A 20076-nucleotide genomic window follows, 5' to 3' on the forward strand; every position below is an offset into this window, starting at 1 on the left:
GCGAGAGGTCGAATGCCCTGGCTCCGGGAGACCCGATGATTCCGCTGTCCTTTGCCCAGGCCCGGCTCTGGTTCCTCAACCAGGTCGAAGGCCCCAGCCCGAGCTACAACGTCCCGCTCGCCGTCCGGCTCCGCGGCCCGCTCGACCAGGAGGCCCTGCGGGCCGCGGTCACCGACCTGACCGAACGGCACGAGGCCCTGCGCACCGTGTACCGGGAGCAGGACGGCACCCCGTGGCAGCTGGTGCTGGACCGGCCCGAGGTGCCGTGGGAGACCGCCGGGCACACGCCGGCTGCCGTCGTCGAGGCCGCCTCGCACGGCTTCGACCTCGCGACCGAACTGCCGCTCCGGGCCCACCTGTTCCGGTCCGCCCCGGAGGACCATACGCTGCTGCTGGTGCTGCACCACATCGCCAGCGACGGCTGGTCGGTGGGCCCGCTGCTGCGGGACCTGGCGACGGCGTACGGCGCCCGCCGCGCGGGAAGTGCCCCGGGCTGGCTGCCGCTGCCGGTGCAGTACTCCGACTACACCCTCTGGCAGCAGGACCTGCTCGGCTCCGCCGACGACCAGGACAGCCTGCTCTCCCGGCAACTCGACCACTGGCGCTCGGCGCTGGCCGAGCTGCCGGAGGAGCTGACCGTCCCGGGAGACCGGGCCAGGCCCGCCACACCGTCCTACCGGGGCGAGGTGCTGGCCACCCGGATCGGCCCCGAGCTCAGTGCCCGGCTGACCGAGTTCGCCCGGGGCAGCGAGGCGACCCTGTTCATGGTGGTGCAGGCCGCGCTGGCGACCCTGCTCTCCCGGTTGACCGGCAGCACCGACGTGCCGATGGGCACGCCGGTGGCCGGGCGGACCGACCAGGAACTGGAGGACCTGGTCGGGTTCTTCGTCAACACCCTGGTGCTGCGCACCGACCTCTCCGGCGACCCGACCTTTCGCGAGCTGGTCGGCCGGGTCCGCGCCGCGGACCTGGACGCCTTCGCCAACCAGGACCTGCCGTTCGAGCGGATCGTGGAGGAGCTCAACCCGACCCGCGTCCTGGGCAGGCACCCGCTCTTCCAGGTGATGCTGGTCCTGCAGAACAGTCCGTCGCTCCCCGCCGACTTCCCCGGCCTGACCGCCGAGGCCGAGGTGGTCGAGCTGGACGTGGCCAAGTTCGACCTGATCGTGGAGCTGGCCGAAGGCCCGGCGGGCGAGGGCATCGGCGTCCTGATGAAGTACGCCACCGACCTGCTGGACCGGGACTCGGTGATCGCCCTGACCGACCGGCTGCTGCGCCTGCTCGAAGCGGCGCTGGCCGCTCCCGACCTGCCGGTGGGCCGCCTGGACCTGCTCTCGGCGGCGGAGCGGCGGACCCTGACGCTGGACTGGGCCGGTGCGCCCTCCCGGATCTCGGCGGAGCGGACGGTGCACGGGCTCTTCGCCGAGCAGGCCGGCCGCACTCCGGACTCCACCGCTCTCGTCCTCGGCGAGGAGCGGCTCACCTACCGGGAGTTGGAGGAGAGCTCGAACCGGCTCGCCCACCACCTGGTCGCCGCCGGGCTGCGGCGCGGCGACGTGGCGGGCATCCATCTGGAGCGCGGCATCGAGCTGGTCACCGGCATCCTCGCCGTCCTCAAGGCGGGCGCCGCCTACACCATGCTCGACCCCGAGTTTCCGGCCGAACGGCTCAACGCGCTGCTGGCCCGTACCGGGGCCCGACTGGTCGTCACCCGCTCCGCCCTGGCCGGCCGCCTGGCCGCCGACGAGGTGCTGACCGACCGGCTGCCCGAGCTGCCGGCAACCGCGCTGCCACCGATCGCCGGACCACTGGACGCCGCCTGCCTGATGTTCACCTCGGGCTCCACCGGCCTGCCGAAAGGCACCCTCTCCCCGCACCGGTCGATCGTGGGCACCGTGCTCGGCCAGGACTTCGCGGACCTCGGCCCCGAGCACGTCTGGCTCCAGTCCGCCCCGGTCTCCTGGGACGCCTTCGCCCTGGAGCTGTTCAGCCCCCTGCTCTCCGGCGGCACCTGCGTCCTCCAGCCCGGCCAGCGCCCCGAACCGGCGCTGATCGCCGAGCTCGTGCCCCGCCACCGGGTGACGTCACTGTTCCTCTCGGCCAGCCTGCTGAACTTCCTGCTCGACGAGTACCCCCAGGTCTTCGGCGGTCTACGGCAGGTGCTGACCGGAGGCGAGGCCGCCTCGGTCACCCACGTCCTCCGTCTGGTCGCCGACTTCCCCCACGTGCGGCTGGTGAACGGCTACGGGCCGGTCGAGGCGATGATCTTCACGGCCACCCACCCGATCACCGCGGCGGACAACGGCCGGACCAGCATCCCGATCGGCCGCCCGCTGAACGGCCGGCAGGTCCGGGTCCTGGACGACCGGCTGTCACCGGTACCGGCCGGCGTGGCCGGCGAGCTCTACCTCTCCGGTCTCGGCCTGGCCCACGGCTACACCGCCCAACCCGCCGTCACCGCGGAGTGGTTCGTCGCCAACCCCTACGGCGAACCCGGCGAGCGGATGTACCGCACCGGGGACCTGGTCCGCTGGCTGCCGGACGGAAACCTGGAGTACCTGGGCCGGGCCGACGACCAGGTCAAGATCCGCGGTTTCCGGGTCGAACCCGCGGAGGTGCAGGCCGTACTGACGGCCCATCAGGGTGTCGGGCAGGCCGCCGTCCTGGTCCGCGAGGACACCCCGGGCGACAAGCGGCTGGTCGCCTACGTGGCCGCCGACCACCCGGTGGACCCGACCGCCCTGCGCGCCTTCGTCGCCGCCCGGCTGCCCGAGCACCTGGTCCCGTCCGCCGTGGTCGTCCTGGACGCCCTTCCGCTCACCCCGACCGGCAAGCTCGACCGCCGGGCCCTGCCGGCCCCCGAGCACACCCCGCGCGAGACCGGCCGCCCGCCCCGGACTCCGCAGGAGGCCCAGCTCTGCGACCTGTTCGCCGAGATCCTGGGCTTCGACCGGGCCGGGATCGAGGACGACTTCTTCGAACTCGGCGGCCACTCCCTGCTGGCCGCCCGCCTGATCGCCCGAATCCGCTCCGCCGCAGGCGTCGAGCTGACCGTCCGAGACCTGTTCGAGGCGCCCACCGTGTCGCGCCTCGCCGAGCGAATCCGTGGCGCCCACAGGGCGCGAAAGGGGTCCTACGTCATGGAGCGTCCCGAAGAGATCCCGCTGTCCTACGCACAGCGCAGGCTCTGGTTCCTGAACAAGCTGGAGGGGCCGAACAGCACGTACAACGTGGCCCACACCATCCGGCTGCGCGGTCCGCTCGACGTGGACGCGCTGCACAGCGCGGTCTCCGACGTGGTTGGCCGGCACGAGGCGCTGCGCACCGTCTTCCTGGAGGTGGACGGCGAGCCGTACCAGCGCGTGGTGGCGCCCGGCGTGGCCCGGCCGATGGTGACGGTGCTGGACACCGACCCGGACGAGCTGCCGCTCGAACTCGACATGGCCTCCCGGCACTCCTTCGACCTGATGGTCGAACTGCCCATCCGCGCACACATCTTCGAGGTCGGTCCCGAGGAACACGTCCTGCTGCTGGTGATGCACCACATCGCCAGCGACGGCTGGTCGCTCGGCCCGGTGATGCGCGACCTGGCCACCGCCTACGGCGCGCGCTGCGACGGCGCCGCCCCGCACTGGGAGCCACTGCCGGTCCAGTACGTCGACTACACGCTCTGGCAGCAGGACCTGCTCGGCTCGGCCGACGACCCGGACAGCCTGCTGTCCCAGCAGCTCGCCTTCTGGCGCCAGGCCCTGGCCGACCTGCCCGAGGAGATCGCGCTCCCCGCCGACCGCAGCCGTCCCGCGCTGCCGACCAACCAGGGACAGGTCACCACCGCACTGCTCGGCGAGGAGCTGCACCGCCGACTGCTCGGCTTCGCCCGGGAGAACAACGCCACCCTCTTCATGGTGATGCAGGCCGCTCTGGCCGGGCTGCTCACCCGGCTCGGCGCGGGCACCGACATCCCCCTCGGCACCCCGACGGCCGGCCGCACCGACGACGCGCTGGAGGAGTTGGTCGGCTTCTTCGTCAACACCCTGGTGCTGCGCACCGACCTCTCCGGCGACCCGACCTTCCGCCAGCTGGTGGCCCGGGTCAAGGAGACCGACCTCGACGCCTACGCCCACCAGGACGTGCCGTTCGAGCGCCTGGTCGAGGAGCTCAACCCGGTCCGCACGCTCTCCCGGCACCCGCTGTTCCAGGTGATGCTGGTGGTGCAGAACAACGCCGAGGCCAAGCTCCGGCTGCCCGGTCTGGACGCCCGGATGGAGCCGGTCCCCACCGACACCGCCAAGTTCGACCTGACCCTCGGCTTCACCGAGACCTTCGGCCCGGACCGCGAACCGACCGGCATCCGGGCGATGGCGGAGTACGCCACCGACCTGTTCGACCGGGCCACGGTGGAGGTCATCCTGACCCGCCTGGTCCGCCTGCTGGAGGGCCAGCTCGCCGAACCGGACGTGCCGGTGGGGCGACTGGAGATCCTCTCCGGCGACGAGCGGCAGACCCTGCTGGTGGACTGGAACGACACCGCGGTGGAGTTCCCGGCCGACCGGACCGTGCACGAGCTGTTCGAGCAGCAGGCCGCCAGGCAGCCGGCCGCCACCGCCCTCATCTTCGGCGAACAGCGCGTCAGCTACCGCGAGTTGGACGAGCGTTCCACCCAGCTGGCGCACCACCTGATCGCCGGCGGCTTCGAGCGCGGCAACGTCGCCGGGGTGTACCTGGAGCGCGGGGTCGAACTGGTGGTCGCGGTGCTCGCGGTGCTCAAGGCCGCCGGCACCTACACCATGCTCGACCCGGACTTCCCGGTCGAGCGGATCAGCACCGTACTGGCCCACACCGACGCCCGACTCCTGCTCACGGTAGAGGAGTTGGCCGGACGACTGCCGGGCCCGCACCGCGAACTCTGCCTGGACGCCGAGGCCGGACAGATCGCCGGGCACCCCGTCACCGGTGTGCACGGCCTGGCCGACCCGGGCGACGCGGCCTGCGTGATGTTCACCTCCGGCTCCACCGGCGTGCCCAAGGGCGTGGTCTCCCCGCACCGCGCGATCGTCGGCACCCTGGTCGGCCAGGGCTTCGTGGACTTCGACCGGGCCCAGGTCTGGCTGCAGTGCGCCCCGGTCTCCTGGGACGCATTCGCGCTGGAGCTGTTCGGCCCGCTGATGTCGGGCGGCATCTGCGTCCTCCAGCCCGGCCAGCGCCCCGAACCGGCCGTGATCGCCAAGCTGGTGACTGAGCATCAGGTCACCTCGCTGCACGTCTCCGCCAGCCTGCTCAACTTCCTGCTGGACGAGTACCCGCAGACCTTCACCGGGCTCCAGCAGGTGATGACCGGCGGCGAGGCGGCCTCCATCCCGCACGTGATGCGCCTGGTGCACGGCTTCCCCGAGCTCCGCCTGGTGAACGGCTACTCCCCCGCCGAGTCGATGATCTTCACGGTCTCGCACGAGATCACCCCGGCCGACGGCACCCGCCCGTCCATCCCGGTCGGCCGCCCGCTCGGCAACAAGCGGCTGTACGTCCTGGACGAGGGCCTCGGCCTGGTCGCCCCCGGCGTCATCGGCGAGCTCTACATGTCCGGCGTCGGCCTCGCCCACGGCTACGCGGGCCAGGCGGCGCTGACCGCCGAGCGGTTCGTCGCCTGCCCGTACGGCGATCCCGGCGAGCGGATGTACCGTACCGGCGACCTGGTGCGCTGGCGCGGCGACGGCATCCTGGAGTTCCTCGGCCGGGCCGACGACCAGGTGAAGATCCGCGGCTTCCGGGTCGAGCCGGGCGAGGTCCGGGCCGCCCTGGCCGCCTTCCCCGGGGTCGGCCAGGCCGCCGTACTGGTTCGCGAGGACCGGCCCGGCGACAAGCGGCTGGTCGCGTACGTGGTCACCGACGGCTCGCCCGAGGCCCTGGCGGTCGACGCCACCGCCCTGCGCGGTCACGTCGCCGGTCTGCTGCCCGAGTACATGGTGCCCTCGGCGGTGGTCTTCCTGGACGCGCTGCCGATGACCCCGACCGGCAAGCTGGACCGCCGGGCGCTGCCCGCTCCCGACCACACCCACCGGCCGCAGGGCCGTGAAGCCCGCAACGGCCAGGAGGAGCTGCTCTGCGGCCTGTTCGCCGAGATCCTCGGCCTGGAGTCGGTCGGCATCGACGACGACTTCTTCGACCTCGGCGGCCACTCCCTGCTGGTCACCCGCCTGGTCAGCCGGCTCCGCTCGGTGCTCGGCGTCGAGATCGGCATCCGCGACCTGTTCCAGGCCCCGACCGTGGCCCGGCTCGGCAAGCGGGTGGACCGCGCCCAGCACGCCCGCCCGGCGCTCCGCGCGGTGGTCAGGCCGGAGCGGCTGCCGCTCTCGTTCGCCCAGCAACGGCTGTGGTTCCTCGGCCAGTTGGAAGAGCAGGGCTCGGCGTACAACGTCCCGGTCACCATCCGGCTGCGCGGTGCGCTGGACACCCGGGCGCTGCGGGCCGCCGTCTCGGACGTGGTGGCCAGGCACGAGGTGCTGCGCACGGTCTTCCAGGAGTGGGCCGGCGAGCCGTACCAGCGGGTGCTGGCCCCGGAAGAGGCCGAGATCCCGTGGAGCGAGGCGTCCGCCGACGAGGCCGGGCTGTCCGCCCTGATCGCCACGGCCGCCAACCAGGGCTTCGACCTGTCGGCCCGACCGCCGCTCCGGGTGCACCTGTTCGAGCTCGACCCGGAGCAGCACGTGCTGCTGCTGGTGATGCACCACATCGCCAGCGACGGCTGGTCGATGGGCCCGCTGGTCCGTGACCTGGGCGCGGCCTACGCGGCCCGGAGCACCACCGGCGAGGCGCCCGACTGGCAGCCGCTGCCGGTCCAGTACGCCGACTACACCATCTGGCAGCAGGAGCTGCTCGGTGCCGCCGGCGATCCGGGCAGTCTGGTCTCCCAGCAACTCGCGTTCTGGCGCTCGGCCCTGGCCGACCTGCCGGAGGAGCTGACCGTCCCGCTGGACCGCCCCCGCCCGGCCGCCCCGACGAACCGGGGCGACGCGGTCGGCCTCACCGTCGGCGCCGAACTGCACGGCCGGCTGCTCGCCTTCGCCCGGGAGAACCAGGCCACGCTGTTCATGGTGCTCCAGGCCGGGCTGGCCGCCCTGCTCTCCCGGCTCGGCGGCGGGACCGACATCCCCCTCGGCACGCCGGTCGCGGGCCGGGTGGACGAGGCCGCCGACGACCTGGTGGGCTTCTTCGTCAACACCCTGCTGCTGCGCACCGACGTCTCCGGCGACCCCGGCTTCCGCGAACTGGTGGCCCGGGTCCGGGAGTCCGACCTCGACGCGTACGCCAACCAGGACGTCCCGTTCGAGCGCCTGGTCGAGGAGCTCAACCCGGTCCGTACGCTGGCCAGGCACCCGCTGTTCCAGATCATGCTGGTGGTGCAGAACAACAGCGCCGCCGAGCTGGTGATCCCCGGACTGGCCGCCGAGATCCTCCCGGCCGGGGTGGACACGGTGAAGTTCGACCTCACGGTGGCCGTCACCGAGCGCCGCGAGGACGGCGTGCCGGCCGGGCTGCGGATCAACGTGGACTACGCCTCCGACCTCTACGACCGGGACACCGTCGAGGAGTTGGCGGCCCGGCTGGTCCGCCTGCTGGAAGGTGTGCTGGCCGCTCCGGAGCTGCCGGTCGGGCTGGTCGACGTCCTGTCGGCGGCGGAGCGGCGGACGCTGGCGCTCGACTGGGCCGGTGCGCCCTCGCGGGTGTCGGCGGAGCGGACGGTGCACGAGCTGTTCGCCGAGCAGGCCGGGCGGACGCCGGACGCCACCGCGCTGGTCTTCGGTGACGAGCGCGTCTCCTACCGGGAGTTGGACGAAAGCTCCAACCGGCTCGCCCACCACCTGGTCGCCGGAGGACTACGACGCGGCGACGTCGCCGGGGTCTACCTGGAGCGCTCCGTCGAACTCGTCACCGCCGTGCTGGCCGTCCTCAAGGCGGGTGGCACCTACACCATGCTCGACCCCGAGTTCCCGGTCGAACGCCTCAACGCGGTGCTGGCCCACACCGGGGCCCGGACCGTGGTCACCCGCTCCACCCTGGCCGGGAAGCTCGAAGCACCCGAGGTGCTGACGGACCGGCTGCCCCACCTTCCCAGCACTCCACCGGCGCCGATCGCGGGGCCGCTGGACGCCGCCTGCCTGATGTTCACCTCCGGCTCCACCGGCACCCCCAAGGGCGTGGTCTCCCCGCACCGGGCGATCGTCGGCACCCTGCTCGGCCAGGACTTCGCCGCCCTCGACCCCGAGCAGGTCTGGCTGCAGTGTTCCCCGATCTCCTGGGACGCCTTCGCCCTGGAACTGTTCAGCCCCCTGCTCTCCGGCGGCACCTGTGTCCTCCAGCCCGGCCAGCGACCGGAACCGACCGTGATCGCCGGCCTGGTCCGCGAGCACGCTGTCACCACCCTGCACGTCTCCGCCAGCCTGCTCAACTTCCTGCTCGACGAGTACCCGCAGGTCTTCACCGACCTCCGGTACGTGATGACCGGTGGTGAGGCCGCCTCCGTCCCGCACGTGACCCGTCTGATCACCGACTACCCGCAGATCCACCTGGTCAACGGCTACTCCCCCGCCGAATCCATGATCTTCACCGTCGCCCACCACATCACCGCGGACGACACCGGGCGCACCAGCATCCCCGTCGGCCGGGCCCTCCACGGCAAGCAGCTCTGGGTCCTCGACACCCACCTCCAACTCGTCGCCCCCGGCGTCACCGGCGAGCTCTACATGTCCGGCCTCGGCCTCGCCCACGGCTACACCGCCCAACCCGCCCTCACCGCCGAACGCTTCGTCGCCAACCCCCACGGCGAACCCGGCGAACGGATGTACCGCACCGGCGACCTCGTCCGCTGGCTCCCCGACGGAACCCTCGAGTTCCTCGGCCGCGCCGACGACCAGGTCAAGATCCGCGGCTTCCGCGTCGAGCCCGGCGAAGTCCGCACCGCCATCGGCCGGTTCCCCGGCATCAGCCAGTCGGCCGTGGTGGTCCGGGAGGACAACCCCGGCGACAAGCGCCTGGTCGCGTACGTGGTCACGGACCGCCCGGTCGACCCGGCCGCCGTCCGCGCCTTCGTGGCGGAGCGACTTCCGGAGTACATGGTCCCCTCGGCCGTCGTCCTGCTGGACGCGCTGCCGATGACCCCGACCGGCAAGCTGGACCGCCGGGCCCTGCCCGCCCCCGACCACACCGGGCGAGCCGTCGGCCGGGGACCCCGGGACGAGCGGGAGGAGAAGCTCTGCGGCCTGTACGCCGAGATCCTCTGCCTGGAGACCGTCGGCATCGACGACAACTTCTTCGACCTCGGCGGCCACTCCCTGCTGGTCACCCGCCTGATCAGCCGGGTCCGCTCGGTGATGAGCGCCGAACTCACCATCAAGGCCGTCTTCGAGGCGCCCACCGTCGCCGACCTGGTCGGCCGGCTGACCACCGCCACCCGGGCCCGGCCGGCCCTGCGGGCCCGCACCAAGGAGGTCTCCTCGTGATCCCGCTCTCCTACGCGCAGACCCGGCTCTGGTTCTACGAGCAGATCGCGGGCACCAGCTCGGCCTACAACCTGCCCTACGCGCTACGCCTGACCGGCGAGTTGGACACCGAGGCGCTCCGCCTGGCACTGACCGACGTGCTCGACCGGCACGAGGCGCTGCGCACCACCTACGGCGAGCTCGACGGACAGCCGTTCCAGCGGGTCCTGCCGATCGAGGAGGTCGCCCCGGTCTGGACGGTCGCCCCGTGCAGCGAGCAGTCCCTCGAAACCGAGCTGGCCGCGGCCTGCAACCTCGCCTTCGACCTGACCGCCGAACTGCCGATCCGGCCGTTCCTGTTCCGGCTCGCCGAGCACGAGCACGTGCTTCTGCTGGTGATGCACCACATCGCCACCGACGGCTGGTCACTCGGCCCGCTGACGCGTGACCTGGCGGCGGCCTACCGGGCCCGGCGCAAGGGTGCCGCACCCGACTGGGAGCCGCTGCCGGTCCAGTACGCCGACTACACCCTCTGGCAGCACGAACTGCTCGGAACCGACGCGGACCCCGAGAGCCTGCTCAGCCAGCAACTCGCGCACTGGTGCGATGCGTTGGCCGGCCTCCCGGACGAGGTCGCGCTACCGCTGGACCGCCCCCGCCCGGCCGCCCCCTCGCACAAGGGCACCGCCGTCTCCGCCGTCAGCACGCCCGAGCTGCACGGTCGGCTGCTTGCCTTCGCCCGGGAGCAGAACGCCACCGTCTTCATGGTGGTGCAGGCGGCACTCGCCACCCTGATGTCCCGCCTCGGAGCCGGCACCGACATCCCGCTCGGAACCGCCACGGCGGGCCGAAGCGACGAGGCGCTGGACGACCTGGTCGGCTTCTTCGTCAACACGCTGGTGCTGCGCACCGACGTCTCCGGCGACCCGGGGTTCCGCGAACTGGTCGGCCGGGTGAGGGAGTCCGACCTCGCCGCCTTCGCCAACCAGGACGTCCCCTTCGAACGCCTGGTGGAGGAACTCAACCCGGTCCGCAGCCTGGCCCGTCACCCGCTGTTCCAGATCATGCTGCTCGCCCAGCAGGCGGGCGACGATACCGGCTCGGGACCGGACTTCGCCGAACTCGGCACCGCCCCGCTGCCCGTGGGCACCGACGCGGTCAAGTTCGACCTCACCCTCGCCATCGGCGAATCCCACCGCGACGGCAACCCGGCCGGCCTGCGCCTGAACGCCGACTACGCCACCGAGGTGCTGGACGGCGACTCGGTCCGTCGGCTGCTGAACCAGCTGCTCCGGCTGCTGGACTCCGCCCTCGCCACCCCCGAACTGCCGGTCAGCCGACTCGACCTGCTCTCCGAGGCCGAACGGCACACCCTCCTGGTGGAGTGGAACGACACCACCGTCCCGCTCCCGGACGGCCGGCTGCTCCCCGAGCTGATCGCCGGACACGCCCGCCGCACCCCAACGGCGGTCGCCGTCGAGCACGGGCCGCAGCAGCTCACGTACGCCGAACTCGACACCCGGGCCAACCGCCTGGCCCACCACCTGATCGGGCTGGGCGCCGCCTCCGGAGTCCTGGTCGGGGTCTGCCTGGAGCGTGGGATCGACCGGATCGTCACCCTGCTGGCGATCCTGCGGACCGGCGCCGCGTACGTCACGCTGGACGCCTCCTACCCCGCCGACCGCCTGGCCTTCATCGCCGAGGACGCCGCGCTCCCCCTGCTGGTCACCGAGCCCGGCCTGCTCGACCGGCTGCCCGCCACCTCCGCCGCCCTGGTGCTGCTCGACGGCGTGCCCGACGGACCCGACACCGCCCCCGTGGTCACCGTGCGCCCGGCGGACGCCGCGTACGTCATCTACACCTCGGGCTCCACCGGCCGTCCCAAGGGCGTGGTCTGCACGCACGCCGGGCTGACCGACCTGTGCGCCTGGAAGGTCCGGGAGTTCGACCTCGGCACCGGCGACCGAGCGAGCCAGCTCTCCACCCCGGGCTTCGACTCCTCGGTGGTCGAGCTCTGGCCGCTGCTCGCCGCGGGCGGCACCGCCTGCCTGCCCGACAGCCGTCTGCTGGAGGACGCCGAGGCGCTCACCCAGTGGATCGCCGACTCCGGCATCACGGTCTGCTTCATGCCGACTCCCCGCCTGGAGGCCGTACTTGACGATCTGACGGAACGGCCGGGCGCCCTCCGCCTGATCTACGTCGGCGGCGACACCCTGCGCCGCTGGCCCGCCCCGGACTCGCCGTTCCGCCTCAACAACCAGTACGGACCGACCGAGTTCACCGTCGCCGCCACCGCCGCGGACCTCGGCCCCGAGCCGGTTCCGGGCGCCCTGCCGCCGATCGGCCGTCCCAACGACAACACCCGCCTCTACGTCCTGGACCGCCACCTCGCACCCGTCCCGGTCGGCGCCACGGGCGAGCTCTACCTCGCCGGGGCCGGGCTGGCCCGGGGCTACCTCGACCGGCCGGGTCTCACCGCCGAGCGCTTCGTGGCCTGCCCGTACGGCGCGCCGGGCGAGCGGATGTACCGCACCGGCGACCTGGTCCGGCTCCGGCCCGACGGCCAACTCGCCTTCGCCGGACGGGCCGACCAGCAGGTCAAGATCCGTGGCCTGCGGATCGAACTCGGCGAGATCGAGGCCCTGCTCACCCGCCACCCCGACGTCACCCAGGTCGCTCTGGACCTCCACCAGGGCCCCGGTGACCGCAAGGATCTGGTCGCCTACCTGACCGGCAACCGGCGGCTCGATCCGGCGGAGCTGCGCCGCCACGCGGCGCAGTGGCTGCCCGATTACATGGTCCCGACCGTGTTCGTGCAGCTCGACGCGCTGCCGCTGACCCCGAACGGCAAACTCGACCGCCGCGCCCTGCCCACCCCCGAACTCCCGGCCCGCCAGGCCGGCCGGGGGCCCCGGAACGCGCGGGAGGAGCTGCTCTGCGGCATCTTCGCGGACCTGCTCGGCCTGGAGTCGGTCGGCATCGACGAGAGCTTCTTCGACCTCGGCGGCCACTCCCTGCTGGTCACGCGCCTGATCAGCCGAGTCCGCGCGGTGATCGGGGCCGAACTCACCGTCAAGGCCGTCTTCGAGGCGCCCACCATCGCCGATCTGGTCAACCAGCTGGTCACCGAGGGCGATCGTCGCCCCGGGCTGCGCCGCACCGACCGGGACGCGGCCATTCCGCTGTCACCCGCGCAGGCCAGGCTCTGGTTCTACGAGCAGGCCCAGCGCGGTGCCGACAGCACCGCGTACAACTTCCCGTACGCCATTCGCCTCCGGGGTGAACTGGACATCTCCGCACTCCAGTTGGCGCTGGACGACGTGATCGCCCGGCACGAGACGCTGCGCACCACCTACCAGGAGGTCGACGGCGAGCCACGCCAGCGGATCGTACCCGCCGAGGCGGCACACCCCGGCTGGACCTTCGGCCGCTGCGCCGAACCGGATCTGAGCGCCGAGCTGGCCCGGGCCTGCAACGTGCCCTTCGACCTCGCCACCGACCTGCCGATCCGGCCGTACCTGCTCCAACTGGCCGACGATCAGCACGTGCTGCTGCTGGTCCTGCACCACATCGCCACCGACGGCTGGTCCCTCGGCCCGTTCACCCGGGACCTGGCCACCGCCTACCGGGCCCGCCGGGACGGGGCCGCGCCGGACTGGCAGCCCCTGCCCGTCCAGTACGCCGACTACACCCGCTGGCAGCACGAACTGCTCGGCACCGACGAGGACCCCGGGACCCTGCTCTCCCGCCAACTCGCGCACTGGCGCGAGGCCCTGGCCGGGCTGCCGGACGAGGTCACACTGCCGCTCGACCGCCCCCGCCCCGCCACGCCGACCCACCAGGGCGCGGCGGTCACCCTGACCAGCTCACCCGAGCTGCACGCCCGGCTGCTGGCCTTCACCCGTGAACAGCACGCCACCCTCTACATGGTCGCGCAGGCAGCGCTGGCCGCCCTGCTCTCCCGCCTCGGCGCGGGGACCGACATCCCGCTGGGCTCCGCCACGGCGGGCCGCACCGACGAAGCGCTTGACGACCTGGTCGGCTTCTTCGTCAACACCCTGGTCCTGCGCACCGACATCTCCGGCGATCCCGGCTTCGGCGAACTGGTGGGCCGGGTGAGGGAGTCCGACCTCGCCGCCCTCGCCAACCAGGACGTCCCCTTCGAACGCCTGGTGGAGGAGCTCAACCCCGCCCGCAGCCTGGCCAGACATCCGCTGTTCCAGATCATGCTGCTCGCCCAGCCGCCCGGCAGCGATGGCCAGGGCCCGGAGTTCACCGGTCTCACCACCGAGCCCGTCCCGGTGGGCACCGACGCGGTCAAGTTCGACCTCACCCTGGCGGTGACCGAGACCCGGCAGGACGGCGCCCCGGCCGGCCTGCGGCTGAACGCCGACTACGCCACCGAGCTGCTCGACCAGGACAGCGTCACCAGACTGCTCGGCCAGTTCCTCCGACTTCTGGAGTCCGGGCTCGACGCCCCGACCCTGCCGGTGAGCGCCCTCGACCTGCTCTCCGAGGCCGAGCGGCAGACCGTGCTGGTGGAGTGGAACGACACCGCCGTGGCCTTCCCCACCGACCGCCGGGTGCACGAGGTGATCGCCCGGCACGCCCGGCTGACGCCGACCGCCACCGCCCTGGAGTGCGGTACCGAGCGGCTCAGCTACGCAGAACTCGACGCCGCCGCGAACCGGTTGGCCCATCACCTGATCGACCGGCGCGTGACGCCCGGCGCGCTGGTAGGGGTCTGCCTGGAGCGTGGCACCGCCCAGGTGGTCACCATGCTGGCGATCCTCAAGGCCGGTGCGGCGTACGTCCCGCTGGACGCCTCCTACCCCGCCGAGCGGCTCGCCTTCATCGCCGAGGACGCCGGCCTGACCCTGGTGGTCACCCAGGCCGAACTGGCCGACCGGCTGCCCACCACGACGGCCGTCCTGTTCGGCGCCCAGAGCGGCCCGGACACCGCACCGCAGGTGCCCGTCCACCCCAGGGACGCCGCGTACGTCATCTACACCTCGGGTTCCACCGGCCGCCCCAAGGGCGTGGTCTGCGAACACGCAGGACTGAGCAACCTGGCCGACTGGATGATCCACGAGTACGGGCTCACCGCCGCCGACCGCTCCAGCCAGCTGGCCACCCCGGGCTTCGACTCCTCGGTGATGGAGCTCTGGTCGATCCTCTGCGCGGGTGGTACGGCCTGCCTGCCGACACCTCATCTGCTGGACGACGCCGAGGCGTTGACCCAGTGGGTGGCCGACAGCGGGATCACCGCCTGCTACATGCCGACCCCCCGGATGGAGGCCGCGCTCGACGACCTGACCGCCAACCCCGGTGCGCTGCGCCTGATCTACCTCGGCGGCGACACGCTCCGGCGCTGGCCCGCCCCCGGCGTCCCGTTCCGGATGTCGAACCAGTACGGGCCGACCGAGTTCACCGTCACCACCACCGCGGCCGACCTCGGACCCGAACCCAGCCCGGGGGCGCTGCCGCCGATCGGCCGCCCGGCCGCGAACACCCGGGTCTACGTGCTGGACGACCGCCTCAACCCCGTTCCGGTCGGTGCGGTCGGCGAGCTCTACCTCGCCGGGACGGGCCTGACCCGGGGCTACCTCAACCGGCCCGGCCTGACCGCCGAGCGGTTCGTCGCCTGCCCGTACGGCGCGCCGGGCGAGCGGATGTACCGCACCGGCGACCTGGTCCGGCTCCGGTCCGACGGTCAACTCGCCTTCGGTGGAAGGGCCGACCAGCAGGTCAAGATCCGTGGCCTGCGGATCGAACTCGGCGAGATCGAGGCCCTGCTCACCCGCCACCCCGAGGTCACCCAGGTCGCCCTACTGGTCCGCGAGGACCGCCCCGGCGACCGGCGACTGGTCGCCTACCTGACCGGCAACCGGCGGCTCGACCCGGCCGAGCTGAGCCGGTACGCCGCGCGGTGGCTGCCCCAGTACATGGTCCCGTCCGCCTTCGTGCAGCTCGACCGGTTGCCGCTCACCCCGAACGGCAAACTCGACCGCCGCGCCCTGCCTGCCCCCGAACTTCCAAGCGGTGAGACCGGCCGGGCGCCCCGGGACGAGCGGGAACGGGTGCTCTGCGCGATCTTCGCCGAGGTGCTGAGGCAGCCCGCCGTCACGATCGACGACAGCTTCTTCGACCTCGGCGGCCACTCCCTGCTGGTCACCCGCCTCATCAGCCGGGTGCGGACCGCGCTGGGCGCCGAACTCACCATCCAGGCCGTCTTCGAGGCACCCACCATCGCCGAACTGGCCGCCCGGCTGACCGGCGAGACCCGGCCGGCCCTGCGCCCGACCGAACGCGGCGCGGTCGTCCCGCTGTCGCACGCGCAGCTACGGCTCTGGTTCCACGAGCAGATCCAGGGGCCGGGCCCGGCCTACAACCTGCCGCACGCCCTACGGCTGACCGGGGAGTTGGACACCGCGGCGCTGCGCCTCGCGCTGGCCGACGTACTGGAGCGGCACGAGGCGCTGCGCACCACCTACGGCGAACTCGACGGCGAGCCACAGCAGTTGGTGCAGCCCGTCGGGGCCGTCCCGGACTGGAGCCACGCGGACTGCACCGAGTCGGAGCTGAACGCCGTACTGGCCGCTGCCTGCGGCCACGTCTTCGACCTGACCACCGATCTGCCGATCCAACCGTTCCTGTACCGGCTCGGCGACCAGGAGCACGTGCTCCTGCTGGTGATGCACCACATCGCCACCGACGGCTGGTCGCTCGGCCCACTGGTCCGCGACCTGGCCACCGCCTACCGGGCCCGCTGCACGGGCGGCACCCCCGACTGGCGCCCGCTGCCGGTGCAGTACGCCGACTACCGGCTCTGGCAGCACGAACTGCTCGGCACCGACGACGACCCGGAGAGCCTGCTGAGCCGTCAACTCGCCCACTGGCGCCAGGCACTGGCCGGGCTCCCGGAGGAGGTCCCGCTGCCGCTGGACCGCCCCCGCCCGGCCAAGCCGTCCTTCCGGGGCGCGGCCGCCACCGTCACCAGCAGCCCCGAGTTGCACGCTCGGCTGCTGGCCTTCACCCGCGAGCAGCACGCCACCCTCTACATGGTCGCGCAGGCCGCTCTCGGCGCGCTGCTGGCCCGGCTCGGGGCGGGCACGGACATCCCGGTCGGCTCCGCAACGGCGGGCCGCACCGACGAAGCGCTGGACGACCTGGTCGGCTTCTTCGTCAACACGCTGGTCCTGCGCACCGACGTCTCGGGCGACCCGACCTTCCGCGAACTGGTCGACCGGGTGCGGGAGTCGGATCTGGCCGCGTACGCCAACCAGGACATCCCGTTCGAGCGGATCGTCGAGGAACTCAACCCGACCCGCAGCCTCTCCAGGCACCCGCTGTTCCAGATCATGCTTCTCGCCCAGCCGCCCGGCGAGGGTACCGGCCCGGTCTTCCACGGGCTGACCACCGGCCCACTGGCGATCGGCACCGGCGCCGCCAAGTTCGACCTCACCCTGGCCGTCGCCGAGACCGAGCAGGACGGCGCACCGGCCGGGCTGCGCTTGAACGCCGACTACGCCACCGACCTGTTCGACCACGAGACCGCGACCCGGTTGCTCGACCAGTTCCTCCGGTTGCTGGACTCCGCCTTGGCCGCCCCCGAGCTGCCGGTCAGCCGGCTGGACCTGCTCTCCGAGGCCGAACGGCAGACCGCGCTGGTGGACTGGAACGACACCGCCGTCCCGGCCGCCACCGACCGGCCGGTGCCCGAACGGATCGCCGAACACGCCCGGCGCACCCCGACGGCGATCGCCCTGGAACACCAGGACCAGCGCATCACGTACGGCGAACTCGATTCCAACGCCAACCGGTTGGCCCACCACCTGATCGACCGCGGCGTCACCCCCGGCGCCCTGGTGGGCGTCTGCCTCGACCGGGGCACCGAGCTGATCACCGCCCTGCTCGCGATCCTCAAGGCGGGCGCCGCGTACGTCCCGCTGGACGCCTCCCACCCCGCCGAACGGCTCGCCTTCCTGGTCGAGGACGCCGCCCTGACCCTGGTGATCACCCGCCCCGAACTGGCCGACCGCCTGCCGGACGTGCCGCTCGTTCTGCCCGGTCACCCGGCCGGGCCCGACACCGCACCCCCGGTCGTGATCCACCCCCGGGACGCCGCCTACGTCATCCACACCTCCGGCTCCACCGGCCGACCCAAGGGCGTGGTCGGCGAACACGCGGGCCTGACCGACCTGTGCGCCTGGATCACCGGCGAGTACGGGCTGATCGCCACGGACCGCGCCAGCCAGCTCGCCGCTCCGGGCTTCGACGCCTCGGTGATGGAGCTCTGGCCGGTGCTCACCGCCGGGGGTACCGCTGTCCTGCCGGACACCACACTGCTGGACGACGCCGAGGCGCTGACCCGCTGGGTGACCGAAGCCGGCATCACCGCCTGCTTCATGCCGACTCCCCGTCTGGAGGCGGCCCTTGACGACCTGACGGCCGATCCTGGCGTCCTCCGCCTGGTCTACCTGGGCGGTGACACGCTGCACCGCTGGCCTGCGGCGGGCGTCCCGTTCCGGATGGTCAACATGTACGGTCCGACCGAGTTCACCGTCGCGGCCACCGCCGCCGACCTCGGTCCCGAGCCGAGCCCCGGCGCCCTGCCGCCGATCGGCGGCCCGGTCCACAACACCCGGGTCTACGTGCTCGACCGGCACCTGGCCCCCGTCCCGGTCGGCGCCACCGGCGAGCTCTACCTCGCCGGCGCGGGCCTGACCCGGGGGTACCTGAACCGGCCGGGGCTGACCGCCGAGCGCTTCACTGCCAACCCGTACGGCACGCCGGGCGAGCGGATGTACCGCACCGGCGACCTGGTCCGCCGCCGCCCCGACGGGCAGCTCGCCTTTGCCGGACGGGCCGACCAGCAGGTCAAGATCCGTGGCCTGCGGATCGAACTCGGCGAGATCGAGGCGCAGTTGGCCCGTCACCCGGAGGTCGGCCAGGTCGCCCTGGACGTCCGGGAGGACCAGCCGGGCAGCCGGCGCCTGGTCGCCTACCTGACCGCCGGTCACCCGCTCGACCCGGCCGAGCTGCGCGCCTTCGCCGCCGAGCAGTTGCCCGACTACATGGTCCCGGCCGCCTTCGTCCAGCTCGACGCACTGCCGCTGACCCCGAACGGCAAGCTCGACCGCCGCGCCCTGCCCGCCCCCGAACTTTCCGTCCGCCGGCCGAGCCGGGCCCCTCGCGACGAACGGGACCGGACCCTCTGCGGGATCTTCGCCCAGGTACTCGGGCAACCGGAGGTGGGCATCGACGACGACTTCTTCGACCTCGGCGGCCACTCCCTGCTGGCCACCCGCCTGATCAGCCGGATCCGCTCCGCACTCGGCGTCCGAATCAGCCTGCGGGCCCTGTTCGAGGCGCCGACCGTGGCCGAACTGGCCGGACGTCTGGATTTCGGGGAGGAGTCGGACGCCCTGACCGTCCTGCTGCCGCTCCGCCCGCGCGGTGCGCGGACCCCGCTGTTCTGCGTCCACCCCGCCGCCGGGTTGAGCTGGGTGTTCTCCGGCCTGCTCAGCACCCTCGACCCCGAGCAGCCCGTGTACGGGCTCCAGTCCCAAGGCTTCGCCGACCCGGAGGCGGCCCCCGCGAGCATCGAGGAGATGGCCAAGGACTACCTGGAGCAGATCCGCCAGGTCCAGCCCACCGGCCCGTACCAGCTGCTCGGTTGGTCGTACGGCGGCGCTGTCGCGCACTCGATGGCGGTCCAGCTGCGGGCGGCGGGTGAGGAGGTGGCCCTGCTGGCGATGCTGGACGGCTACCCGCCGATCCCGGCCCAACTCCGGGACTGGGCCCCGGAGGACGGCGAGACGCTGGCCGCCCTGCTCAGCACCCTCGGCTATCCGCTGGACGGCTACCGCGACGGCCGGCCGACCCCGGCCGAGTACCGGGCGGCGGTGCAGCGGGCCGACGGGCCGCTGGCCGGGCTCCCCCCCGAGCTGCTGTCCGCCCTGCCCCGGGTGTTCGCGGGCAACCTCAACCTGCTGGCCGACCACCAACCCGGCCACTTCGACGGCGAGTTGCTGTTCTATCTGGCCACCGCCGACCGCCCGGCCGACGCTCCCGACCCCGCCGTCTGGCAGCCGTACGTCGGCGGCGGACTCACCGTGCACCCGATCGACTGCGCCCACGCCCGGATGACCGGCCCCGCGCCGCTCGCCGCGATCCGTCCGACCCTGACCGCCGCCCTAGGAGACCCCCGATGACCACCGCCCCGCCCACCACCGAGAGCGCCTTCGCCGTCCGGGTGGTCCGCCGCTTCTACGAGTTGGTCGACCGTGGCGACGCCCCCGGCCTGGCCGCGCTGTTCGCACCGGACGCCGAGTACCGCCGCCCCGGCTACGGGCTGATGACGGGCCCCGAGGGTCTGCTCGGCTTCTACGGGCGGGACCGCACGATCCGCGCGGGCAACCACACCCTGACCACCGTGCTCGCGGACGGCCCGACGGTCGGCGTCTTCGGCGAGTTCCACGGCGTGCTGCACTCCGGCGAGCCGGTCGACCTGCGCTTCGCCGACAGCTTCACCGTCCGTCCCGACGGGCTGTTCGCCACCCGCGACACCTACTTCTTCGCCCCCCTCGTCTGAATC

Annotated in this window: 3 protein-coding genes; all 3 read left to right on the top strand. The window is 72.8% G+C overall.

Features of this window, described 5'->3' with window-relative positions; translation table 11 throughout:
* Positions 1–35: 35 nt before the first annotated feature.
* From ACKUU6_RS05270 to ACKUU6_RS05280, 3 genes are read left to right on the top strand one after another with little or no spacing between them, the layout of a single operon-like run.
* Positions 36–9497 (top strand): non-ribosomal peptide synthetase, encoded by a 9462-nt coding sequence (locus ACKUU6_RS05270; protein WP_407987265.1) that lies wholly within the window; start codon positions 36–38, stop codon positions 9495–9497.
* Positions 9494–19693 carry a non-ribosomal peptide synthetase gene (locus ACKUU6_RS05275; protein ID WP_407987266.1) on the top strand — a complete coding sequence of 3400 codons (10200 nt, stop codon included), beginning with the start codon at positions 9494–9496 and terminating at the stop codon, positions 19691–19693. The genes ACKUU6_RS05270 and ACKUU6_RS05275 overlap by 4 nt, the downstream gene beginning before the upstream one ends.
* Positions 19690–20073, top strand: coding sequence for a nuclear transport factor 2 family protein (locus tag ACKUU6_RS05280; protein WP_407987267.1), 384 nt, complete (start codon positions 19690–19692; stop codon positions 20071–20073). Before ACKUU6_RS05275 ends, ACKUU6_RS05280 begins: the two co-directional genes overlap by 4 nt.
* Positions 20074–20076 lie beyond the last annotated feature (3 nt).

Origin of the sequence: Kitasatospora sp. CMC57, assembly GCF_045866025.2 — a bacterium.
GTDB lineage: Bacteria > Actinomycetota > Actinomycetes > Streptomycetales > Streptomycetaceae > Kitasatospora.

Excerpts from the sequence above, each read along its gene's own strand:
- ACKUU6_RS05270 (WP_407987265.1), top strand. The coding sequence starts at position 36 with ATGATTCCGCTGTCCTTTGCCCAGGCCCGGCTCTGGTTCCTCAACCAG.
- ACKUU6_RS05280 (WP_407987267.1), top strand. The coding sequence starts at position 19,690 with ATGACCACCGCCCCGCCCACCACCGAGAGCGCCTTCGCCGTCCGGGTG.